The following is a 23,376-nucleotide window of genomic DNA, read 5'->3' on the forward strand; positions in this document are numbered from 1 at the left end:
ACGAAGGTCCGGTCACCCCGAGGGGTGCCGGACCTTCGTCGTCGGACGTCTGTCGCCGGGCGCGGGTCAGCGGGCGACGACGCGCACCTTCGAGCTCGCCGGGCTGTTGCCGAGGTTGCTCTTGGCGATGACGCGGAAGTAGTACGTCTTGCCCCTCGTGGCGCTCGACCAGGTCCAGCTCGTCGTGCTCGCCGTCGTGGTCTTGAGCGACCTCCACGTCGTGCCGTTCGTCGAGTACTGCACCGTGTAGCCGGAGATCGTCGAGCCGTTCGCGTTGGCCTTGGCCCAGCTCACCTTGATCCTGCTGGAGCCCGTCGCCAGTGCGCTCACGCCGGTGGGCGCCAGCGGCTTGCCGGCGGGAACCACCGAGACGGCGGAGGAGGCCGTGCCGTCCTTCGCCACGAGCGTGCGAGCGAGCACCCGGAACTGGTACTTCGCACCGTTGACGAGCGAGGAGATCGTGGCCGATCGCGACGGCGTCGTCGTCTTCGTGACCCAGGCGGACCACGTCTTCGTCGTGGCCGAGTAGGAGCGCATCTGCACGACGTACTCGCTGAGCAAGTCTCCACCGAGAGAGCTCGGGGCGCTCCAGGTGAGCGTGACCTTGCGGTCACCGGACTTGGCCGCGAGGGAGCGAGGAGCACTCGCGGTGCCGAGCGCCATCTGCTCCCCGGTCGCCGGCAGGCCGGTACCGACGACGTTCTGGCCCGCGACCTCGACCCGGTACTTCTTGAGCGCGGACAGGCCGGTGATCGTGTACTTCGTGGCGGAGGCCGGCAGTGCGACCGTCGTCCACGTCGACGAGGTGGTCAGGCGGTAGCGCAGCGTGATCGCGGTGAGCGAGGCACCCGACGTCACGGGCTTCGCCCAGGCGACGTCCAGCGAACGCAGCTTGGACGTGAGCGTGAGAGTCGCGGGTGCCGACGGCACCGAGGCCGTCGTCTTCTCGCTGGTCCTGGACCAGGGCCCCTGGCCCTCGCTCGTGCGCCCCGCGACCTCGAACTGGTAGGTCGTGCTCGACGCGAGCCCGCTGACCGCCACGTTCGAGCCGGTGATGGCGTCCAGGTACGTCCACGTCGCCTCGGGCGTCTGCTTCACGCGGTAGCGCACGACGTACTCGACGGTGTCGTCCGAACCCGCCGCGGCGCCCGTCAGGGGCGTCCACGCGTACGTCAGCCCGCCGGTGCTCAGCGTCGGCGTCGTCGTCGCCGGAGCGGCAGGTGCCGTGCGGGTGAAGTACCGGCCTTCCGTGGACTCGCCGAGGACCGGGCGCGAGGCGCTCCCGTACTTCTCGCCGACGGCCCGCACCCGCCAGTAGTAGGTCGTCCCGTACGACGCGACCGTCGTCGGGGCGTACGCGCTCGCGATCGTCTCGACGACCGCGGCGCTCGCCAGACCGCCCGAGGTGGTCGCGACCTGCACGAGGTAGCGCGACGCACCCTCGACCGGCGCCCAGTCGAGCACGCGCGTCGAGGTGGTCAGCACGTCGTCGACGGGCGTGCGCAGGGTCGGCCGACGCTCCCCGACGGCGAACGTCGCACCCGTGCTCCAGGGCGACGCGTTGCCGGCGGTGTCGATCGAGCGGACGCGCCAGCCGTACGTCCCGGCCGAGAGGTCGGTCAGGGAGAGCGCACCCTGGGCGAGCGACTCCGTACCGAGCTTCGAGACCGTGATCTCGCTGCCCGCCGCAGCCCAGTACTGGACCTCGTACCGGGACGCCGTCGCGCTCGTCTGCCAGGACAGCGTGGCGCCCGCCGCGGTCGTCCGGCTCGTCGGTGTGTGGGGGGCGGGCGTCGCGGTGCTGAACTCGATCGTCCTGCTGGGACGCCCGGGCGAACCGTTCGCGTCGAGCGGCGCGACCGTCAGCTTGTAGGAACCGGGCGCGAGGGGCTGCTCGGTCTTCGGGTTGACCGCGACGAAGTACGGGTACTCGATCTTCTGGGTCCCGACGAGGGTGCCGCCGCTCGTGGTGAGCGTCACCTGGTACCCACGTGAGCCGCCGTCCGCGGGCGCGGTGTCGGCCTGGGGGCGCCACGCGAAGACGATCGTGCCGTCGGCGCTCACGGTGCGCGTCGTCTCGTCGTCGAAGAACGACGTGGCCGTGCTGGTCTTCGTCCAACTCGGCTTCGTCGCGGATCCCAGCGCGGTGTACGTGACCGCCGTCCAGTTCTGCGTCCAGAAGGGACGGACCTGCCAGTAGTACGGCATGCCCGTCTCGTTGTCGCCGAAGACGCCGTTGATCCGCAGACGCGTCGACGGCGTGCGCGTCACCGAGACGGGGTTCGTCATGTCGGGGTTGAGCGCGACCGTGACCTCGTACCCGTCGACGGGCGTCAGCTCCAGCTCCGGGTTGGTATCCGTCCCGCCGACCTTCTTCCAGTACCGGGCGGTGTTCCACGAGAAGGTCGGGGACGGCTGGCCGGCGACGGCGGTGCCGGTGGCCCAGGCGGTGGTGTCCGGCTCGACGTCGAGCGCGCTCGTGTCCCGGGGCGAGGTGACCTCGATCCAGCGCTCCCGGTCGCTCGCCCCGCTCTCCTCGGGGTCGGACCACGCGCTGACGAGCGTGCCGACCGGGTTCGTCGACGCGCTGAGCGCGGTCGTGTCCTTGCCCGAGTAGTCGATCGCCCGCACACGCCACGTGTATGTCCTGCCCGGGGCGATCCGCTTGGCGGCATCGCCGTTCCAGAGGCACTGGCTCTGGCCGACGAGCGCACCGGGCGTGCCGGCTCCCGCAGCGACGTACCCGACGATCGTGGCCGAGGTCGACGCGGTGCGGCAGGTCAGCCGCGGGTCGCCGTTGTGCGGCACGACCTGCACCTCGTACAGGGTCGCGCGGGGCACCGGGTCCCACGAGAGCTCGAAGTCGTCGATCGACACCGGCGTGGGCGCGTACTGCGGTCCGCCGACGAGCGGCGCAGGGTACGTCGCGTCGGCGGCGGGCGCCGTCTGCGGGCCGGTCTGGCCGCCCCAGAGCTTGCGGAACTGCCGGACCTCCGATGCCGTCCCGGGGTTGCCGGCCAGGTCGTACGGGATGACCTGCCAGAAGAAGTTGCGGTCGGCGAACGCGATCGTCGGCACCCACGTGGTGAAGGGCGTCGTGCCGCTCGCCTCCTGGATCCGGCTCGTGACGCTCGTGCCGTCGTCGCTGCGCGACGTCCCGATCACGACCTCGTACCTCGAGGCCCCGGCGACGGGCGTCCACGTGAGCTTGACGTCCGAGACGCCGGGGGCTCCGGCGACCCAGTTCGCGGGCGACGTGAGGGTCGGCTGCGAGGCGGACGCGGGCCACTCGACTCGGAACTCCCACGGCTGCGAGTACGGACCGGTCGTCCCGGCCGTGACTCCGGTGTAGAGGACCGCCTGCACGCGCCAGTGCCACGTGATCGGGAAGCCTCCCGACTCACGTGCGAGCGGCGTCGCGGGTGTGTAGGTCGTCCCCGTCGTCGTGTACGTCTTGAGGTCCGTCGTGAAGCCTGCGTCGGAGGCGTACTGCAGCCGGTAGAGCTGGGCCCCTGCGACGGGCTCCCAGGAGAAGACCACCGGGTCGGGGTAGGTCACGACGCCGCCGGTGGCGCTGCCGGGTCCGAGGAGCGTCGGCACGGCTCCCGCCGTGATGTCGAGCTGCGTCGGCGCGGAGTACGCGCCGAGCGTGGAGCTCGTGGTGCCGGTGCCGTACGACGCGACCCGCCAGTAGAGCGTGCGGTCCTCGGTGGTGCTCCACGACGTGGGAATCACCCAGCTGACGTTGTACGTCGCCACCGTCGTCAGGATCGAGCCCGAGACGAAGCTCGGGTCGGTCGCGACCTGCAGCGAGTAGGCGCTCGCGCCGTCCGCGGGTGCCCAGGTGAGCGTGATGTCGCCGTCCTGGTCGACCGCGGTGGAGGACGTGGCAGGCGCCTCGGGTGCGGCGGTTGCGGCGGGGGCGGTGGCGGCCACCGCCGAGACGATCAAGGTGGTGGAGACGAGGACGGCGAGCGTGCGACGCAGCACGGTTCCTCCGGGTTAGGGCCGACGAGTCAGTCGGCTACTCGGCATCTGGCCGCGTCGAGTTGAGACCGGATCCAGGAATTGGGGCAAGAAGGACCCGAACGGCCCACACCGGACGGCGCAGGAGGCTGAGTCGCCGTCCCGCACGTGGCGTCCGCCCAGGTCAAGCGTGAGTCGCGCAGGCAGGCACGGACACCATCGGGATGCGGGTCGTGGCTGGACTAGGCTCCCGCCCGTGCCCTCCACCGACCGCCCCGGACCCCGCATCGTCCTCGTCGGACCGCCGGGTTCCGGCAAGTCCACGGTCGGCGCGGCGCTGGCCGAGCGGTGGCACCTCGCGCTGCGGGACACGGACGGTGACGTCGAGGCGCGTGCAGGCAGGACCATCCCGGAGATCTTCTTCGACGAGGGCGAGCCGGCGTTCCGCGCGCTCGAGCGCGACGCGGTCGCCGCGGCCGTGGCCGAGCACGACGGGGTGCTCGCGCTGGGCGGGGGCGCCGTGCTCGACGCGGGCACGCAGCGCGTCCTCGCGGATTACGTGGCCTCGGGTGGCGACGTGGTGTTCCTCGACGTGACGCTCACGCACGCCGCGCCGCGCGTGGGCTTCAACCAGTCACGGCCGCTGCTGCTCGGCAACCCGCGCGCGCAGTGGCAGGCGCTCATGGAGGCCCGGCGCCCGGTCTACGAGCGGGTGAGCACGGTGCGGGTCCTCACGGACGGGCTGCGCCCCGCCGACGTGGCGGAGGCGGTCGAGGTGGAGCTGGCGGCGCTGCGGACGGCGCGCGCGACGGGCGAGCCGGCGCAGGCACCGGCACCGACGGACGAGGGGGACGTGTGAGCGACGTGCGACGAGTCACGGTCACGGGGGAGCGCCCGTACGACGTGGTGATCGGCCGGAACCTGCTCGCGGAGCTGCCGGCGACGCTGGGGGAGGCGGTCCGGCGCGTGCTCGTCGTGCACCCCGCGGCGCTCGCGACCACAGCGGACGTCATCATCGAGGACCTCCGGGCGCACGGCTACGAGACGTTCGGCGCCGAGGTGCCCGATGCCGAGGAGTCGAAGACCGCGCAGGTCGCCGCGTTCCTGTGGGGCGTCCTGGGTCAGGCGGACTTCACGCGGTCCGACACGATCGTCGCGGTGGGCGGCGGCGCGACGACGGACCTGGGCGGCTTCGTCGCCGCGACGTGGCTGCGGGGGATCCGCGTGGTGCAGGTCCCGACGACGGTGCTCGCGATGGTCGACGCGGCCGTCGGCGGCAAGACCGGCATCAACACGGCCGAGGGCAAGAACCTCGTTGGGGCGTTCCACCCCCCGGCGGCGGTGCTGTGCGACCTCGCGGCGCTCGAGTCCATGCAGCCCTTCGACTTCGTCGCCGGGCTCGCGGAGATCGTCAAGGCGGGTTTCATCGCGGACCCGCGGATCCTCGAGCTCGTCGAGTCGAACGTGGCGCTGCTGCAGGACCCGGTGGCGGCGGCGCGCTCGGACGTGCTGCTCGAGCTGGTCGAGCGGGCGGTGGTCGTCAAGGCGCAGGTCGTGGGTGAGGACCTCAAGGAGGCGGGCCTGCGCGAGATCCTCAACTACGGGCACACGTTCGCGCACGCGATCGAGCAGGTGGAGCGGTACCAGTGGCGCCACGGCGCGGCGGTGTCGGTCGGCATGGTGTACGTGGCGGAGCTCGCGCGGCTCGCCGGCAAGCTGTCCGACGAGGTGGTGGACCGGCACCGGGCGGTGCTCACGGCGCTCGGTCTGCCGACGACGTACCCGGGTGACCGGTGGGAGCGCCTGCTGGCCGCGATGCGGCGCGACAAGAAGACGCGCGGCGACCTGCTGCGGTTCGTCGTGCTCGAGGACGTCGGCCGTCCCACGCGCCTGGAGGGTCCCGACCCGACGCTGCTCGCGGCGGCGTACGCCGAGGTCGCCGAGGGTGCGACGTCGTCGTCCGCGGTCGCGTTGTGACGTGCGGCGCGTCGGCGCCCGTCCGGCGGGCGTGGCGCGGGGCCGTCGATAGGCTTCCCGCATGACGCGAGTGCTGGTGCTCAACGGTCCGAACCTGGCGCGCCTGGGCACTCGTGAGCCGGAGGTGTACGGCTCCACGTCGTTCTCCGACCTCGTGTCGGCGGTGCAGCGGTGGGGTGCCGGGCTCGGCCTCGACGTGGAGGTGCGGCAGACCGACGACGAGGCGGAGCTGATCGGCTGGCTGCACGAGGCCGTCGACTCGCGCAGCGACGTCGTGCTGAACCCCGCCGCGTTCACGCACTACTCGTACGCGATGCGGGACGCGGCCGCGCAGGTCACGGGCGCTCGCCTGCGGCTCGTCGAGGTGCACATCACCAACCCGTACGCGCGGGAGACGTTCCGGCACACGTCGGTGGTCGGCGGGGTGGCGACGGGGACGGTCGCGGGCTTCGGCCTGGACTCGTACCGTCTGGCGCTGTCGGCCCTCGCCCCGACGGACTGAACAAGTTCCTACACTTGTGCGGCACTGAACAAGCCGGCAGACTGGTGCCATGCTCGTCCTGACGATCGACCAGCGAGGCAGCCGCCGCGACGGCGACCGCGTGCCCGAGCTCCTCGCCGCGTTCGAGGACGTGTGGCCCGGTGCGGTCGCCGGGTCTGCCGTGCCGCGGCCCGAGGGCGTCGTGCTCGGGTTCGAACGCACGGTGGGGGACGAGGTGCAGGGCGCGCTCGACGACGCCGGGCTGGCCGTCGCGATCGTCCTGCGGGTGCTGCGGGCCGGCGGCTGGAGCGTCGGCATCGGCTGCGGACGGGTCGACGAACCGCTAGCGGAGACCTCCCGGGCGGCGTCGGGCACCGCGTTCGTCCTGGCTCGGGACGCGGTCGAGGCCGCCAAGAGCCGCCAGCGCGTGGTCCCGTTCGCTGTCCGCGGTGCGCACCACCAGGCGGGCCTCGACGCCGAGGCCGTGCTGACGCTCGTCGCCGCGACCGCAGCGCGGCGCACCGCGGCGGGTTGGGAGGCCGTCGACGCGGTTGACGCGGCAGGACCCCACGCGCGTCAGGAGGACGTGGCCGCCGCCATGGGCATCACGCAGCAGGCCGTCAGCCAGCGGCTGCGCACGGCGCTCTACGACGAGGCGCGCGCCGCGTCCGGCGCCGCGGCGCGTCTCCTGCTGGCCGCCCAGGGCTGAGCGCGCGACCTCACAGCGCCAGCGACGCGAGCACACCCCACCCCGTGGCCCAGATCAGCGACGCGAGCGTGCCGATCACGAACCGCTCCGACGCGCCGGGGTTCTCCTTCAGCTCGGGGTAGCGGCCCAGACCCTTGACGGCCACGACGATCGCCACCCCCGCGGGCTGGCCGAGCAGCACGCACGCGGTGACCGCGGCCCGCTCCAGGAAGCCGATCCACGTGCCGCCCCGCAGCGCCGCGCGGGCCGCCGGGCCGTCCGGTCCCGCGGGGTCGAGGGACGACGACGGTGCGGGCGGGGGCGGCACCGGCCCGGGGTCGACCGTCGCGCCGCGCGCCCCGGCCACGGGGTCGGCGCCCGGCCGCGACGCGAGGCGCAGGACGCCGGAGACGAACCACCAGCCGCCGCCGACGGAGAGGACGAGCGCGCCGAGGACCGCGAGCACAACGAGCATGCGCCTACCGAACCACAGGCCACCCGCACACGTCCCCGGTTCGTCCCGGCCGGTCGTCGGGCACCACCGTCCCGAGGGCTGCCGGCGGCGGCGCGTGCGGCGGGCGGACGGTGGGGTGCGTGCCGGGACGGTACGATGGTCGGCGGCCTGCGGCCGGACGCGACCACCCGGGGGACCCGTCGGGTGCGGGGCGCGCGAGCCGCCTCGATCCACCCTCGACAGGAAGCGACGAACCGTGGCGACCACGAACGACCTCAAGAACGGCACCGTGCTGCGCATCGACGGCCAGCTCTGGACCGTCATCGAGTTCCAGCACGTCAAGCCCGGCAAGGGTGGCGCCTTCGTGCGCACCAAGCTGAAGAACGTCCTGAGCGGCAAGGTCGTCGACCGCACGTTCAACGCCGGCGTGAAGGTCGAGACGGCCAACGTCGACAAGCGCGAGATGCAGTACCTGTACAAGGACGGCGACGACTTCGTGTTCATGGACACGGACACGTACGACCAGCTGCACGTGCCGGCCGCGACCGTGGGCGACGCCGCGAACTTCATGCTCGAGAACCAGAACGCGCTGGTCGCGACGAACGAGGGCGCTCCGCTGTACGTCGAGCTCCCGCCGTCCGTGACGCTGCTGGTCACGTACACCGAGCCGGGTCTGCAGGGCGACCGCTCGAGCGCGGGCACCAAGCCCGCGACGCTCGAGACGGGCTACGAGATCCAGGTCCCGCTGTTCCTCGAGGCCGACACCAAGGTCAAGGTCGACACGCGCGACGGCTCCTACCTGGGTCGCGTGAACGACTGACGTGGGAGCCCGGTCCAAGGCCCGCAAGCGGGCCGTCGACGTCCTCTTCGAGGCCGACCAGCGCGGCGTCGAGCCGGTGACGCTGCTCGCGCAGCGCATCGCCGAGCCCGGCACGGAGGCGGCGCTGCCGCAGTACGCGGTCGAGATCGTCGAGGGCGTCGTCGCACGTCTCGCACGCATCGACGAGGTGCTCGCGTCGCACTCGCACGGCTGGACGATCGAGCGGATGCCTGCGGTCGACCGCGCCGTCCTGCGCGTCGGCACGTGGGAGGTCCTGTTCAACGACGACGTGCCGGACGCGGTCGCCGTCGACGAGGCCGTGGACCTGGTCCGCGCGCTGTCGACCGACGAGTCCCCGACGTTCGTCAACGGCCTGCTGGGCAGGATCGTCGAGCTCAAGCCGATGCTCCTGGCCTGAGCGGCCGAGACGTCACGAGGCGCGCCGTGCCCATGGGGGCGGCGCGCCTCGTCGTCGTGACACGCGTCGTCGCGGCCCCGCCCGGCCGAGGCCGTCAGGCGCGGTGGTGCCGCAGGTCGAACCGGTCGTCGGTGCGCGGCGACGGGACGACGCGCAGGGGACGCGTGTCCTCCCACTGCGAACCGGGGCGCGGGCCCCGCACGGGGACCGTCGGCGCGGCGCGCCCCAGGAAGTTGCCCTGCACCCGCCGGACCCCGAGCTGCACGAGCGCGTCCAGGTCGGCCGCGCGCTCCACGCCCTCGGCGACGACGTCGAGGCCGTGCGCGGCCGCCAGCTCGATGATCGCGCGCACCACGGACGCCCCGCGCTCGGTGTCGACCTCACGCACGAACGAGCGGTCGATCTTGAGGACGTCGACGGGCAGGCGTGCGAGCCGCGCGAGCGAGGAGTAGCCGGTCCCGAAGTCGTCGACGGCGATGCGCGTGCCCCGCGCGCGCAGCTCGGACAGCACGGGGATCGCGGCGACGGTCGGGACGAGCGCGCTCTCGGTGATCTCGAGCGTGAGGTGCTCCCAGTACGTCGAGCCCCACGCGGTCTCGATCTGCTCGAGCGCGTCCGGCTCCGACAGGTGCCGCGCCGCGAGGTTCACCGAGACGGGCATCTGGAACCGGTCGAGCGCACGCCGCGCCTGGCTGAGCATCGACAGCCCGATCGGCACGATGAGCCCGGTCTCCTCGGCGAGCTCCAGCCAGTCGACGGGCAGGAGCAGCCGGCCGTGGTGGTCCCACCGGGCCAGCGCCTCGACCTGCAGGACCTCGAGCGTGCGCGCGTCGACGATCGGCTGGTAGTGCGCCGTGAACAGCCCGTCGGTGACCGCGGCCTCGAGCGCGGAGCGCTGCACGCGCTCGGCCTCGACGGCGCGGCGCAGCGCACGGTCGAACACGCGGAAGCCGGAGCGCGAGCGCTTCGCCTCGAGCATCGCCGTGTCGGCGTGCCGGACGAGCGCCTCGACGTCGACGACGTCACCGGGCTGCCAGGTCGCGATGCCGACGGAGAGCCGCGACGGGCGGTTGCCGGGGGAGCGGTCGACGAAGCCCTCGCGCAGCGAGCGGGCGATCGCGACGAGCTCGGGGTCGAGCGGCGCACGCGAGATGACCACGACGAACTCGTCGCCGCCGAGGCGACCGACGAACGTCTCCTCGCCCGGGATCGCCCCGCGCAGGTAGGTCGCGACGCGGCACAGCATGTCGTCGCCGCCGGCGTGCCCGTGCACGTCGTTGTAGCGCTTGAAGCCGTCCAGGTCGCAGTACACGAGCGAGACGCGGGTCCGCTCGACGTTGGCGCGCTCGAGCACCTCGTGCAGGTGCTGCTGGACCGCGCGGCGGTTCGGCAGGCCCGTGAGCGCGTCGGCGAACGCGGTGCGGTTCAGCTGCCGGGTCAGCGCATAGCGCTCGGCGGCGGCCGAGACGATCTGCGCGACGTCGACGAGGAACGCGCGCTCGTGGCCGTCGCGGACCTGCGCGCTGTACAGCTCGCACACGAACCGGCCGTGCGCGATGGGCCGCAGCGTGCCCTCGACCGCGGGGTCGTCGAGCACCTTGCGCGCCTCGTCGCGCGCCTGCAGCAGGAGCGTGTCGGCGTCGCGCGCGAACCACGCGGCGTTGGACACGCGCGCGACCGCGTCCCGCATCCGGTGCTGCCGGCTCGCCTCGTCCTGCGACTGGCGTACCCGCACGAGTGCGAGGGCCGCGAGGCCGAACGCGATCGGGACGGCCCACAGCGCGGCGAGCAGCGAGCTGATGTCGCGGTCGGGCATGAACCCGCTCGCGACGAGCATGCTCACCGACTCCAGGCCGGCGGCCACGAGCAGCGCGCCCCACACGGTCACCGAGTGGCGCCCGAGCGTGACGACGACGTACGACAGGACGACGAGGGTCGCGACGACGAGCGTCGAGCCCACAGCGAGGTCGCTGCGCGGTCCGGCGTCGCGGACCTCGGGGACGAGCCACGCGATCGCGTGCGCGGCGAGCGGCACGGCCGCGCCGGCGACCCACCACGCCGTGCGCGGACCCTGGGCGAACGCGCGGGTGGTCGGGAGCGCGAGCAGGAGGAAGCCGGCGACGAGCAGGAGGTGCACGAACGTCAGGACGGTCTGCACGGTGCCGGGGGCGAGGTAGCCGGCGACGGCGCCGACCAGCAGCATCAGCCCGATGTCCGCGGACCACGCGAGGCCCCAGACGGCACCCACGGGGCGGCGGTCGGTGCGCCACCAGAGCCACTGCAGCACCAGGAGGCCCGCCACCAGACCAGCCGCCAGCAGCTGGACCGCGCAGACCCACGTGGGAACGGACCCGAGCACGATGGTTGCTTCGGCGTGCGCACCGCTCGACATGACCTGGCATTCGGGTGACACCGCCCCCATCGGGCGAAATGTGCGTCTGGCGCGGACAACGCCTGTGCGTCGGGCAACTCAGGCAATACGCTGCCTGGGGCCCGGTGGACAAAAGCCCCGGGTGCGACGACGACTGGAGATGAGTTGATGACGACCTGGACCCGCGCCAGACGAGCGATCGCGGCGGTCGCGTGCAGCGGCCTAGCGGCGACCCTCGTGGGTGCTGCCGTCGCGCCGGCCGCGAACGCGGCGGATGACGACCTCGTCCTGCCCACGACAGGCCCGACGGTCGAGAAGCAGGAGACTCTCGTCGCGGGCCTGGTCTACAGCGTCAAGGGCGCAGGCGCCGTGTCCTCGGGTGCGCGGCTGCTCGCGGCGGGCACCGCCGCGAGCTCGGCCGTACGGGCCGCGCTCCGGGGGTCCGGTGCCACGGTCACGGACGGCGCGACGGCGGTGGACGCCGGCTCGACGTGGGCGGTGGACTTCGACACGCCGCTGTCCCTCGCCGCAGCCAGGCCGGCGATCGCGGCGCTGGCGTCCGTCCCGGGCGTCAGCGACGTCGAGCCGAACTACATCTCGACCGCGCAGGCCGCGGGCCCGGTCGTCCCGACGGACCCGTACGTGAAGCAGTACCAGTGGAACATCTGGGACTACTCCTCGCGGGGCTCCGTCGGGGGAGTCGCCTGGCCCTCGGGTGGCTACTCGACCCACGCCACGGCGCTGTGGCCCGCGACCAAGGGCAAGAACGTGGTCGTCGCGGTGCTCGACACGGGCCGTACGGCGCACCCGCAGATCGACGGCGTGACCGTCGCGGGCTACGACATGATCTCCGACAAGACCCGGGCGCGGGACGGTAACGCCCGTGACTCGAACCCGCAGGACCAGGGCGACTGGGACAGCCGGGACCAGAGCTCGTGGCACGGCACGCACGTCGCGGGCATCATCGCCGCGAAGTGGGACGGTGCGAGGGGCGTCGGTGTCGCGCCGGGCGTCCGCATCCAGCACGTGCGCGTGCTCGGCGCCGGTGGCGGCACAGCTGCCGACATCGCCGCCGGCATCACGTGGGCGTCGGGTGGCGTCGTCTCCGGGACGTCGAGGAACAAGACGCCCGCGAAGGTCATCAACCTCTCGCTCGGCGGCAAGCACCCGTGCGGCTCCATGACGCAGCGGGCGATCGACAACGCGCGCAAGCGCGGCGCCGTCGTCGTCGTCGCGGCGGCCAACGCGGGGGAGAGCGCGTCGCTGTACGGCCCCGCGAACTGCAACAACGTCGTCACGGTCGCGGCGACCGACGAGTACGGCCAGCGCGCCAGCTACTCGAACTACGGCAACACGGTCGAGCTCTCCGCCCCCGGTGGCGACTACTCGGAGACCAGCCGGCCGATCGCCTCGACCTGGAACACCGGCACGACCACGCCGGGCACGCAGACGTGGGGCTACATGATGGGCACGAGCCAGGCGGCGCCGCACGTCTCCGCGGCCGCGGCCATGCTCTACTCGCTGGGCCTTCGCGGTACCGCGATCGAGTCGGGCTTGAAGAAGGCGACCTCGCCCTTCCCGAGGTACGGGACGCGCCTCGACTTCAACTGCACCACCAGCCGGTGCGGTGCGGGCTACCTGAACCTGCAGAAGGTGCTGGCCCCGGTCGGCGCCGTCACGGTCACGGGTACCGCGAAGGTCGGCCAGACGGTGACCGCGAAGTACTCGTTCACCGGCAAGGTGAACGGCTACAAGTTCCAGTGGTACCGCAACGGCAAGGCGATCTCGGGTGCCACGGGCAAGACGCGCACGCTGAACTCCCTCGACAAGGGCGCGATCATCAAGGTCCGCGTCACGCCGGTGGGCACGGCGAGCTACGTGTCGATCCCGAAGTACTCGGCGGGGACGCGCGTCGGCTGACGGCTCTCCACGGTCGAGAAGGGCGGGTGCGTCGACCGACGCACCCGCCCTTCTCGTGTCCGCGGGCGTGTCCGCGGGCGCCGCCGGCGCCGTGTCCGCGGGTGCCGCCGGCGCCGTGTCCGCGGGCGCCGGCGGCGCCGTGGGAGGGTGACCGGGTGACGAGCGAGGTCGAGGTCGTGGCACGGCTGCGCGCCGCAGGGTGCGTGTTCGCCGAGGAGGAGGCCGTGCTGCTGCTCGCGCACGCGGCCGACGGCGGGCTGGACGTCCCGGCCCTCGACGCGCTCGTCGCGCGGCGCTGCGCGGGGGAGCCCCTCGAGCTCGTCGTCGGGTGGGCGTCGTTCGCGGGGCTGCGTGTCACGGTCGCGCCGGGCGTGTTCGTCCCGCGGCGCCGCACCGAGCTGCTGGTGGCCGTCGTCGACGGCCTGCTCCAGGCCCGGGCCGCGCAGGTCCCGCCGGTCGTCGTGGACCTGTGCTGCGGGACCGGCGCGCTCGCCGCGGCGGTCGCCGCGCGCTGGCCGCACGCGCAGGTGCAAGCGGCGGACGTCGACCCCGCCGCGGTCGCGTGCGCGCGGCGCAACGTCCCGCTCGTGCACGAGGGCGACCTGTTCGACGCGCTGCCCGGCGCACTGCGCGGTCGGGTCGACGTGCTCGTCGCGAACGCCCCCTACGTCCCGTCGCACGCGATCGCGACGATGCCGACCGAGGCGCGCGACCACGAGGCGCTCGTCGCGCTCGACGGGGGAGCGGACGGCCTGGACCTGCAGCGGCGGATCGCCGCCGACGTGGCCGGCTGGCTCGCGCCGGGCGGGTACGTCGTCGTCGAGACGAGCCCGCGTCAGGCCTCGACGAGCGCGCGGCTCCTGCGGGAGGCGGGGCTCGCGGTCCGCACGGCACGCGACGACGAGCGCGACGGCACCGCGGTGGTCGGTCGCCGCACGCCGGGCTCTGCGTGAGCCACGTCGCACGGACACGCACCCGGGTCGACGGGGCCCAGGCGGTAGGGTGGCGAGGACCGCTGACCTTCCTTTAACTCCCGTCCCGTGAGGCGGGGAAGGAGTCGCTCATGAACGCTGCCCTGCCCACACCGTCCGACGGCGGCCCCGCACCGGGTCCCGCGCCGGAACACCCCGACACCCCCGCGGAGCAGCGGGAGAGCGCGACGGCGACCGTCGTGCTCGGGGAGGCCGAGATCGCCCGGGCGCTGACCCGGATCGCGCACGAGATCCTCGAGCGCAACAAGGGCGGCCAGGACGTGGTCCTGCTCGGCATCCCGACCCGCGGTGTCCCCCTCGCGCACCGGCTCGCGGCGCGCATCGCGGACGTCGAGCCGGGGCTGGACGCCGACCGGCTCGTCGGGAGCCTCGACGTCACGATGTACCGCGACGACCTGCACCAGCAGCCCACGCGGTCCATCGGCACGACCCAGGTGCCGGGTGACCTCGAGGACAAGGTGGTCGTCCTCGTCGACGACGTGCTGTTCTCGGGCCGCACGATCCGCGCGGCGCTCGACGCGATCTCCGACCTGGGACGCCCGCGCGCGGTCCAGCTCGCGGCGCTCGTCGACCGCGGCCACCGCGAGCTGCCCATCCGTGCGGACTTCGTCGGCAAGAACCTGCCGACCTCGCAGTCAGAGCGCGTGCGTGTGCTGCTCAGCGAGCGCGACGGACGCGACGCGGTGCTGATCGAGGGCTCGGCCGACGAGCCGACGACTCCGGGGGGTGCCGCGTGAAGCACCTGCTCTCGGCGGGCGACCTGACCCGCGACGAGGCCGTCCTGATCCTCGACACGGCCGGGCAGATGGCCGCGACCCAGGCGCGCGAGATCAAGAAGCTCCCGACGCTGCGCGGCCGGACGGTCGTCAACCTGTTCTTCGAGGACTCGACGCGCACCCGCATCAGCTTCGAGACGGCCGCCAAGCGCCTGTCGGCGGACGTCATCAACTTCTCGGCCAAGGGCTCGAGCGTGTCCAAGGGCGAGTCGCTCAAGGACACGGCGCTGACGCTGCAGGCCATGGGCGCGGACGCGGTCGTGATCCGGCACCAGGCGAGCGGTGCGCCGCAGACGCTCGCGGCGTCGGGCTGGACGCACGGCGCGGTCGTCAACGCGGGTGACGGCACGCACCAGCACCCGACGCAGGCGCTGCTCGACGCGTACACGCTGCGCCGCCACCTCGTCGGCGCCGGCGGCACGCGGGACACGACGGGCCGCGACCTCGACGGTCTGCACGTGGCGATCGTCGGCGACGTCCTGCACAGCCGCGTCGCCCGCTCGAACGTCCAGCTGCTGCACACGCTGGGGGCGCAGGTCACGCTCGTCGCGCCGCCGACGCTGGTCCCCGTGGGGGTCGAGGCGTGGCCGTGCGACGTGAGCTACCGGCTCGACGACGTGATCGCGGACGGCAAGCCCGACGCGGTCATGATGCTGCGCGTCCAGCGCGAGCGGATGTCGAGCGCCGGCGGCGGCTTCTTCCCGAGCCCGCTGGAGTACACGCGCGGCTACGGGCTCGACGCGCGTCGCCTCGAGGCGCTGCCCGAGCACGCGATCGTGCTGCACCCCGGACCGATGAACCGCGGTCTGGAGATCTCCGCGGACGCGGCGGACAGCCCGCGCGCCGTGATCGTCGAGCAGGTCGCGAACGGCGTCGCGGTCCGCATGGCGGTGCTGTACCTGCTGCTGGCGGGCGGGCCGACGACGCCCGCCGCGACGCCGCAGCCCACCTCGAACAGGAGTGCCGAGTGACCACGTACCTGCTGCGCGACGTCTCACCGCTGGGCGCCGAGCGCACCGACCTCCTCCTCGCCGACGGCGTGGTCGCGCAGATCGGCACCGGGCTCGACGCACCGCACGACGCGGTCGTCGTCGACGCGAGCGCCCTGGTCGCGCTGCCCGGCCTGGTCGACCTGCACACCCACCTGCGCGAGCCGGGCCGCGAGGACGCCGAGACCATCGCGACGGGCACGCGCGCCGCGGCGGTCGGCGGGTTCACGGCGGTGCACGCGATGGCGAACACGACGCCGACGCAGGACACCGCGGGCGTCGTCGAGCAGGTGTGGCACCTCGGACGCCGCGCGGGCTGGGTCGACGTCTTCCCGGTCGGTGCCGTGACGGTCGGGCTCGAGGGCGAGCGGCTCGCCGAGCTCGGTGCGATGGCCGACTCCGCCGCGCGCGTGCGCGTGTTCTCCGACGACGGCAAGTGCGTGCACGACCCGGTCGTCATGCGGCGCGCGCTCGAGTACGTCAAGGCGTTCGACGGCGTCGTCGCGCAGCACGCGCAGGAGCCGCGGCTGACCGCCGGCTCGCAGATGCACGAGGGCGTCGTGTCCGCCGAGCTCGGTCTCGCGGGCTGGCCCGCGGTCGCCGAGGAGGCCGTCATCGCGCGTGACGTGCTGCTCGCCGAGCACGTCGGCTCGCGCCTGCACGTGTGCCACCTGTCGACGGCCGGGTCCGTCGAGATCGTGCGGTGGGCCAAGTCGCGCGGCATCGACGTGACGGCCGAGGTCACGCCGCACCACCTGATGCTGACCGACGAGCTCGCGCGCGGGTACGACCCGATCTACAAGGTCAACCCGCCGCTGCGCACGCAGGCCGACGTCGAGGCGGTGCGCGAGGGCCTCGCGGACGGCACCATCGACATCGTGGCGACCGACCACGCGCCGCACCCCCGCGAGGACAAGGACTGCGAGTGGGCCGCGGCCGCGTTCGGCATGACCGGTCTGGAGACCGCGCTGTCCGTGGTCCAGGAGGCGATGGTCGACACCGGCCGGATGACGTGGGCTGACGTGGCGCGCGTCCTGTCGACGGCGCCCGCGCGCATCGGCCGCGTCGACGACCGGCACGGGCGTCCGATCGCGGTGGGGGAGCCCGCCAACCTCACGCTCGTCGACCCGGCCGCGCGCCGCGTCGTCCGGCCCGAGGCGCAGGCCACGAAGTCGGTGAACTCGCCGTTCCGCGGCCGCGAGCTGCCCGGCGCGGTCGTCGCGACGTTCCTGCGCGGGCGCGCGACGGTGCTGGACGGCGTGCCGTGCGACGACGACGTGGCGGTGGCGCGGTGACCGCCCGGCAGGCCGTCACGATCGGCGCGATGCTCGTCCTGCTCGTGCTGGCCCTGTGGGGCGCGCGCGTGGGGTGGGAGCGCCGCCGACGACGCACGCTGGCCGCGGTACCGACGATCCCCGCGGTGCCGGACGAGCTCGGTGCGCTGCTCGCGGGCCCGTTCGACGCGGTCTACGTCTCGACGACCCTCGCGGGCGACTGGCTCGAGCGGGTCGTCGCGAACGACCTGGGCGTGCGCAGCCCGGCGCAGGTGAGCGTCCACGACACGGGTGTGCTGGTGCGTCGCACCGGTGCGCACGACGTCTTCGTCCCACGCGCCGCGCTGCGCGGCGTCGCCCGGGCACCCGGCATCGCCGGGAAGGTCGTCGGCCGCGACGGTCTCGTCGTCGTGAGCTGGCTCCCGCCGGGCGCCGCGGACGACCGCGGATTGGACACCGGCCTGCTGCCCCGGCACGTGGCCGACCGCGAGGCCCTGGTGGCCGCGGTCGCCGCCCTCGAACCTCAGACCCCCGCCGCCCCGGGCGGCAACCAGGAGATGCCATGACGGACACCACCACGGACACCACCACCGCCGCGACGACGACCTCGGCCACCCGCCGGGAGCCCGCCCGCCTCGTGCTCGAGGACGGTCGCAGCTTCGCGGGCCAGGCGTACGGCGCGCGCGGCACCACGCTCGGCGAGATCGTCTTCAACACCGGGATGACCGGGTACCAGGAGACGCTCACCGACCCCAGCTACCACCGCCAGATCGTCGTGATGACCGCGCCCCACATCGGCAACACGGGCGTCAACGACGAGGACCCCGAGTCCGGGCGCATCTGGGTCGCCGGGTACGTCGTGCGCGACCCCGCACGCGTGCCGTCGAGCTGGCGCTCGCGCCGGACGCTGGACGACGAGCTCGCGGCGCAGGGCGTCGTCGGGATCTCCGGCCTCGACACGCGCGCCCTCACGCGGCACCTGCGGGAGCGGGGCGTCATGCGGGCCGGGATCTTCTCGGGCGAGGCGCTGGGGGACAAGACGGACTCCGAGCTGCTCGAGGAGGTCCTGACGGCGCCCGCGATGGCGGGGGCCGACCTCGCGGGCGAGGTCACGACGAGCGAGCCGTACGTCGTGGAGGCGCTCGACGAGGACGGCGCACCGCTCGCGCAGCCGCGCGCGGTCGTCGCCGCGGTCGACCTCGGCATCAAGTCGATGACCCCGCAGCGCATGGCCGAGCGCGGCATCCGCGTGCACGTGCTGCCGTCGACGTCGACGATCGAGGACGTCCTCGCGACCGGCCCGGACGGCGTGTTCTTCTCGAACGGCCCCGGTGACCCCGGCGCCGCGACGCACGAGATCGAGCTGCTGCGCGAGGTCCTCGACCGGCGGATCCCGTTCTTCGGCATCTGCTACGGCAACCAGCTGCTCGGGCGTGCGCTCGGGTTCGGGACGTACAAGCTCGGCTACGGGCACCGCGGCGTGAACCAGCCGGTCGTCGACCGGGCGACGGGGAAGGTCGAGATCACCGCGCACAACCACGGCTTCGCGGTCGACGCGCCGCTCGACGGCGAGACCGTCGCGCCGCACGACGGCGGTCGCTACGGGCGCGTCGTCGTGTCGCACGTCGACCTCAACGACGACGTCGTCGAAGGGCTGCAGGCGCTCGACCTGCCGGCGTTCTCGGTGCAGTACCACCCCGAGGCCGCGGCCGGCCCGCACGACGCCGCCTACCTGTTCGACCGCTTCCTCGACCTCATGCACTCGACCACGAAGGGCGCCGCCTGATGCCTCGCCGCACCGACATCTCCAGCGTCCTGGTCATCGGGTCCGGCCCGATCGTGATCGGCCAGGCGTGCGAGTTCGACTACTCGGGCACGCAGGCCTGCCGCGTGCTCAAGGAGGAGGGCCTGCGCGTCGTCCTCGTGAACTCCAACCCGGCCACGATCATGACGGACCCCGAGTTCGCGGACGCGACGTACGTCGAGCCCATCACGACCGAGGTGCTGACCTCGATCATCGCCAAGGAGCGTCCCGACGCGATCCTGCCGACGCTGGGCGGCCAGACCGCGCTCAACGCCGCGATCGCGCTGGACGAGGCCGGGGTCCTGGAGAAGTACGACGTCGAGCTCATCGGCGCCAACATCCCCGCGATCCAGAAGGGCGAGGACCGCGAGCAGTTCAAGCAGGTCGTCGAGGTGTGCGGCGGGGAGTCCGCGCGCTCCGCGATCGTGCACACCATGGACGACGCGCTCGCCGCGGTCGTCGACCTCGGCTACCCGGTGGTCGTGCGCCCGTCGTTCACGATGGGCGGACTGGGCTCGGGCATCGCGTACGACGAGGCGGACCTGCGCCGCATCGTCGGGCAGGGCCTGCACTACTCGCCGACCACCGAGGTGCTCCTCGAGGAGTCGATCCTCGGCTGGAAGGAGTACGAGCTCGAGCTCATGCGCGACAAGCACGACAACGTCGTGGTCGTCTGCTCGATCGAGAACGTCGACCCGGTCGGGGTGCACACCGGTGACTCCGTCACGGTCGCTCCCGCGCTGACGCTGACCGACCGCGAGTACCAGCGGCTGCGCGACATCGGCATCGCGGTCATCCGCGAGGTCGGCGTGGACACCGGCGGCTGCAACATCCAGTTCGCGGTCGAGCCGACGACGGGGCGCGTCGTCGTCATCGAGATGAACCCGCGCGTGTCGCGCTCGTCGGCCCTCGCGTCGAAGGCGACCGGCTTCCCGATCGCGAAGATCGCCGCGAAGCTCGCGGTGGGCTACACGCTCGACGAGATCCCCAACGACATCACGGGCTCGACGCCCGCGTCGTTCGAGCCGACGCTCGACTACGTCGTCGTGAAGGTCCCGCGGTTCGCGTTCGAGAAGTTCCCGGCGGCCGACCCGACGCTGACGACCACCATGAAGTCGGTGGGCGAGGCCATGGCCCTCGGGCGCAACTTCACCGAGGCGCTCGGCAAGGCCATGCGGTCGATCGACAAGAAGGGCTCGGTGTTCCACTGGGCCGGCGAGGTGGCGTCGGGTGCGGAGCTCGACGCGCTCGTGGAGAGCATCGCCCGCCCGACCGAGGGGCGTCTGATCGACGTCCAGCAGGTGCTGCGCGCGGGCGTGAGCGTCGAGACGGTCTACGAGCGCACGGGCATCGACCCGTGGTTCCTCGACCAGGTCGTGCTCGTCAACGAGGTCGCGGAGGAGACCCGCACGGCTGCTGCGCTCACGCGCGACGTGCTGGAGCACGCCAAGCGCCACGGTCTGTCGGACGCGCAGATCGCGCAGCTGCGCGGCACCACCGAGGACGCGGTGCGCGGCGCGCGGCACGCGGTGGGCCTGCGCCCGGTCTACAAGACCGTCGACACGTGCGCCGCGGAGTTCGCGGCGCTCACGCCGTACCACTACTCGACGTACGACGAGGAGACCGAGGTGGCGCCGCGCGAGCGTCCCGCGATCCTCATCCTCGGGTCGGGGCCCAACCGCATCGGGCAGGGCATCGAGTTCGACTACTCGTGCGTGCACGCCGCGCTGACGCTCAAGGGCGAGTACGAGACCGTCATGGTCAACTGCAACCCCGAGACCGTCTCGACGGACTACGACACGTCCGACCGGCTCTACTTCGAGCCGCTCACGTTCGAGGACGTGCTCGAGGTCTACACCGCCGAGCTCGCGGCCGGACCGGTCGCCGGCGTCATCGTGACGCTCGGTGGCCAGACGCCGTTGTCGCTCGCGCAGCGCCTGCAGGACGCGGGTCTGCCGATCCTCGGCACCGCACCCGATGCGATCGACGCCGCCGAGGACCGCGGCGAGTTCGGCAAGGTGCTCGAGGCCGCGGGCCTGCCCGCGCCGGCGTTCGGCACGGCCACGACGCTCGCCGGTGCGCGCGACACCGCGCGCCGCATCGGGTTCCCGGTGCTCGTGCGCCCGTCGTACGTCCTCGGCGGCCGCGGCATGGAGATCGTCTACGACGAGACGCAGCTCACCGAGTACGTCGAGCGCGCGCTCGAGAACGCCGCCGACGGCGGTCGCACGGGCACGCTCTCGCCGCTGCTGATCGACCGGTTCCTCGACGACGCGATCGAGATCGACGTCGACGCGCTGTTCGACGGCGAGGAGCTGTTCCTCGGCGGCGTGATGGAGCACATCGAGGAGGCGGGCATCCACTCGGGCGACTCGGCCTGCGTGCTGCCGCCCGTGACGCTCTCGCTCGCCGAGCTCGAGCGCATCCGGCTCTCGACGGAGGCGATCGCGCGCGGGGTCGGGGTGCGCGGCCTGCTGAACATCCAGTTCGCGCTCGTCAGCGACGTCCTGTACGTGCTGGAGGCGAACCCGCGTGCGTCGCGCACCGTGCCGTTCGTCTCGAAGGCCACGGGCGTCTCGCTCGCCAAGGCCGCGGCGCACGTCATGACCGGCAAGACGATCGCGCAGCTCAAGGCGCAGGGGCTGCTCCCGGCCGCGGACGCCTCGGTGCTCGACCTCGAGGCGCCCATCGCGGTCAAGGAGGCCGTGCTGCCGTTCAAGCGGTTCCGCACGGGCGACGGCCACGTGGTGGACACGGTGCTCGGGCCCGAGATGCGCTCGACGGGCGAGGTCATGGGTTTCGACACCGACTTCCCGACGGCGTTCGCGAAGTCCCAGGACGCGGCGTTCGGCGGTCTGCCCGACGCGGGCAAGGCGTTCATCTCGGTCGCCGACCGGGACAAGCGCTCGATCGTGTTCCCGGTCAAGCGCCTCACGGAGCTCGGCTTCGAGATCCTCGCGACCGAGGGCACCGCGACCGTGCTGCGGCGCAACGGGATCCGCTCGACCGTGGTGCGCAAGAACTCGGCCGGTCGTGGCCCGCAGGGCGAGCCGACGATCGTCGACCTGATCGTCGCGGGTGACGTCGACATGGTCGTCAACACGCCGTCCGGCCAGGGCGCGCGAGCGGACGGGTACGAGATCCGGGCGGCCACGGTCGCCGCGGACAAGGCACTCGTCACGACGGTCCAGCAGCTCGGCGCGGCGGTGCAGGCGATCGAGGCGGCCCAGGCGGGGCCGTACGCGGTCACGAGCCTGCAGGAGCACGAGAGCGCGACGGCGGCCCGCCGCGAGGCGGTCACCGCGTGAGCGCGGCGGGAGAGCGGGCGCCCTTCGGGGCGCGGCTGGCCGCTGCCATGGCCGCGCACGGCCCGCTGTGCGTCGGTATCGACCCGCACGCGAGCCTGCTCGACGCGTGGGGCCTGCCCGACGACGCCGAGGGGCTGCGGCGCTTCGCGCTGACGGTCATGGAGGCGGTCGGTGGCCGTGTCGCGGCGGTCAAGCCGCAGGCGGCGTTCTTCGAGCGCCACGGCTCGCGCGGGCTGGCGGTGCTCGAGGAGGTCGTCGCGGCGGGTCGCGACGCCGGCACGCTCGTCGTCGTCGACGCGAAGCGCGGCGACATCGGCTCGACGATGGGCGCGTACGCGGACGCCTTCCTGCGCGACGGCTCGCCGCTCGCGGGTGACGCGCTCACGGTCTCGCCGTTCCTCGGGTTCGGGTCGCTCGCACCCGCGGTCGACCTCGCGCTCACCACGGGTCGCGGGCTGTTCGTCCTGTGCCTCACGTCGAACCCCGAGGGGCGTGACGTGCAGCACGCGGTGGCGCCGGACCCGACGACCGGCGCGCCCCGCTCGGTCGCGGCCGCCGTCGCCGCGCAGGCCGCCGCGCTCAACGCGGGCGCGCAGCCGCTCGGCTCGGTCGGGCTCGTCGTGGGGGCGACCGTCGGTGACGCCGCCCGGTCCACCGGGACCGACCTGGTGGCCGTCAACGGCCCGCTGCTGGCCCCGGGGGTGGGTGCGCAGGGTGCCGGTCCCGACGAGCTGCGCGCGGTGTTCGGCGAGGCGCGGGGGCGTGTGCTGGCATCCTCGTCGCGCGGGGTGCTGCGTGCCGGCCCGGACGTCTCGTCCCTGCGCGCGGCGGCGCTGCGCGCGGCGCAGGAGGCCGCAGCGGCGCTGGGCTGACCCGTCCGGACGGGACTGAACCGGTTCGTGGGCGGGGTGCGCCCGGGCGAGGTCGCGCACCCCGCCCACCGGCGTGCCCGGCTCCGCTCCGTTCCCGCAGGTCGCGGGTCCGTCTTGTCGGGCGTGTTCACATTGCCGACCCCTGGGGCGGTCGCTAGGTTCACAGGTGCAGCCCGCGATCACGTGGGCGCCGGTCCGGTCAGGGGGCGGGCTTCTCGCCCCAGGTCCGCTCCGTTCAGGCAGCTGGGCTGGTGAAGCTCTGGATG

18 protein-coding genes are annotated in these 23,376 nt (G+C 73.3%); 15 read left to right on the plus strand and 3 right to left on the minus strand.

The genetic code is table 11. The features are described from left to right. Nucleotides 1-66: 66 nt before the first annotated feature. Nucleotides 67-3,990 (minus strand): fibronectin type III domain-containing protein, encoded by a 3,924-nt coding sequence (locus CBP52_RS04350; RefSeq protein ID WP_094179970.1) that lies wholly within the window; start codon nucleotides 3,988-3,990, stop codon nucleotides 67-69. Between the two features lie 232 nt (nucleotides 3,991-4,222). On the opposite strand from CBP52_RS04350, the gene CBP52_RS04355 reads away from it, so the two are divergent. The 4 genes from CBP52_RS04355 to CBP52_RS04370 all read left to right on the plus strand — a co-directional run bounded on the left by CBP52_RS04355 (nucleotide 4,223) and on the right by CBP52_RS04370 (nucleotide 7,133). Next, the gene (locus CBP52_RS04355) at nucleotides 4,223-4,825 is read left to right on the plus strand and encodes a shikimate kinase (protein WP_094179971.1); all 603 of its coding nucleotides are present in this window, start codon (nucleotides 4,223-4,225) and stop codon (nucleotides 4,823-4,825) included. Next, nucleotides 4,822-5,943: a 3-dehydroquinate synthase gene (gene aroB, locus CBP52_RS04360; RefSeq protein ID WP_094179972.1), complete on the plus strand. Its 1,122-nt coding sequence runs from the start codon at nucleotides 4,822-4,824 to the stop codon at nucleotides 5,941-5,943. Before CBP52_RS04355 ends, aroB begins: the two co-directional genes overlap by 4 nt. Before the next feature lie 61 nt (nucleotides 5,944-6,004). Beyond that, entirely contained in the window at nucleotides 6,005-6,445 is a 441-nt protein-coding gene (locus tag CBP52_RS04365) for a type II 3-dehydroquinate dehydratase (protein WP_094179973.1), read from the plus strand. A gap of 49 nt (nucleotides 6,446-6,494) precedes the next feature. After that, nucleotides 6,495-7,133, plus strand: coding sequence for a hypothetical protein (locus CBP52_RS04370; RefSeq protein ID WP_094179974.1), 639 nt, complete (start codon nucleotides 6,495-6,497; stop codon nucleotides 7,131-7,133). A 10-nt stretch (nucleotides 7,134-7,143) separates the two neighbouring features. Here the strand turns inward: CBP52_RS04370 and CBP52_RS04375 are convergent, their stop codons facing one another. Further along, the gene (locus CBP52_RS04375; RefSeq protein ID WP_094179975.1) at nucleotides 7,144-7,587 is read right to left on the minus strand and encodes a hypothetical protein; all 444 of its coding nucleotides are present in this window, start codon (nucleotides 7,585-7,587) and stop codon (nucleotides 7,144-7,146) included. Nucleotides 7,588-7,822: 235 nt separating this feature from the next. Between CBP52_RS04375 and efp the strand changes: the two genes are divergently transcribed. Together efp and nusB are read left to right on the plus strand one after the other, a co-directional pair. Beyond that, a complete protein-coding gene (gene efp / locus CBP52_RS04380) occupies nucleotides 7,823-8,386 on the plus strand; it encodes an elongation factor P (protein ID WP_094179976.1) in 564 nt (187 codons plus the stop codon). A gap of 1 nt (nucleotide 8,387) precedes the next feature. Beyond that, complete coding sequence (nusB, locus tag CBP52_RS04385) at nucleotides 8,388-8,804, plus strand: transcription antitermination factor NusB (RefSeq protein ID WP_094179977.1); 417 nt, start codon at nucleotides 8,388-8,390, stop codon at nucleotides 8,802-8,804. Between the two features lie 94 nt (nucleotides 8,805-8,898). On the opposite strand, the gene CBP52_RS04390 is transcribed toward nusB, so the two are convergent. Continuing rightward, nucleotides 8,899-11,226: a bifunctional diguanylate cyclase/phosphodiesterase gene (locus tag CBP52_RS04390; RefSeq protein ID WP_232514651.1), complete on the minus strand. Its 2,328-nt coding sequence runs from the start codon at nucleotides 11,224-11,226 to the stop codon at nucleotides 8,899-8,901. Between the two features lie 117 nt (nucleotides 11,227-11,343). Here CBP52_RS04390 and CBP52_RS04395 point away from each other — a divergent pair, with 117 nt between their 5' ends. From CBP52_RS04395 to pyrF, 9 genes are all read left to right on the plus strand, one after another. Next, entirely contained in the window at nucleotides 11,344-13,095 is a 1,752-nt protein-coding gene (locus CBP52_RS04395; protein ID WP_094179978.1) for a S8 family serine peptidase, read from the plus strand. Between the two features lie 155 nt (nucleotides 13,096-13,250). Further along, nucleotides 13,251-14,048 carry a putative protein N(5)-glutamine methyltransferase gene (locus tag CBP52_RS04400; RefSeq protein WP_094179979.1) on the plus strand — a complete coding sequence of 266 codons (798 nt, stop codon included), beginning with the start codon at nucleotides 13,251-13,253 and terminating at the stop codon, nucleotides 14,046-14,048. A 110-nt stretch (nucleotides 14,049-14,158) separates the two neighbouring features. Beyond that, nucleotides 14,159-14,824 (plus strand): bifunctional pyr operon transcriptional regulator/uracil phosphoribosyltransferase PyrR, encoded by a 666-nt coding sequence (gene pyrR, locus CBP52_RS04405; RefSeq protein WP_094179980.1) that lies wholly within the window; start codon nucleotides 14,159-14,161, stop codon nucleotides 14,822-14,824. Next, nucleotides 14,821-15,834 carry an aspartate carbamoyltransferase catalytic subunit gene (locus CBP52_RS04410; RefSeq protein ID WP_094179981.1) on the plus strand — a complete coding sequence of 338 codons (1,014 nt, stop codon included), beginning with the start codon at nucleotides 14,821-14,823 and terminating at the stop codon, nucleotides 15,832-15,834. The genes pyrR and CBP52_RS04410 overlap by 4 nt, the downstream gene beginning before the upstream one ends. Beyond that, a complete protein-coding gene (locus CBP52_RS04415) occupies nucleotides 15,831-17,147 on the plus strand; it encodes a dihydroorotase (protein WP_094179982.1) in 1,317 nt (438 codons plus the stop codon). The genes CBP52_RS04410 and CBP52_RS04415 overlap by 4 nt, the downstream gene beginning before the upstream one ends. Next, nucleotides 17,144-17,692, plus strand: coding sequence for a hypothetical protein (locus CBP52_RS04420; protein WP_232514652.1), 549 nt, complete (start codon nucleotides 17,144-17,146; stop codon nucleotides 17,690-17,692). The genes CBP52_RS04415 and CBP52_RS04420 overlap by 4 nt, the downstream gene beginning before the upstream one ends. Then, nucleotides 17,689-18,912, plus strand: a complete 1,224-nt coding sequence (carA, locus tag CBP52_RS04425) for a glutamine-hydrolyzing carbamoyl-phosphate synthase small subunit (RefSeq protein WP_094179983.1) — start codon at nucleotides 17,689-17,691, stop codon at nucleotides 18,910-18,912. The genes CBP52_RS04420 and carA overlap by 4 nt, the downstream gene beginning before the upstream one ends. Then, on the plus strand, nucleotides 18,912-22,238 hold the full coding sequence (carB, locus tag CBP52_RS04430) for a carbamoyl-phosphate synthase large subunit (protein WP_094179984.1): 3,327 nt from the start codon (nucleotides 18,912-18,914) through the stop codon (nucleotides 22,236-22,238). Before carA ends, carB begins: the two co-directional genes overlap by 1 nt. Then, nucleotides 22,235-23,110 (plus strand): orotidine-5'-phosphate decarboxylase, encoded by an 876-nt coding sequence (gene pyrF / locus CBP52_RS04435; protein ID WP_094179985.1) that lies wholly within the window; start codon nucleotides 22,235-22,237, stop codon nucleotides 23,108-23,110. Before carB ends, pyrF begins: the two co-directional genes overlap by 4 nt. Nucleotides 23,111-23,376: the final 266 nt, after the last annotated feature.

The organism is Cellulomonas sp. PSBB021, assembly GCF_002240455.1.
GTDB classification, from domain to species: domain Bacteria; phylum Actinomycetota; class Actinomycetes; order Actinomycetales; family Cellulomonadaceae; genus Cellulomonas; species Cellulomonas uda.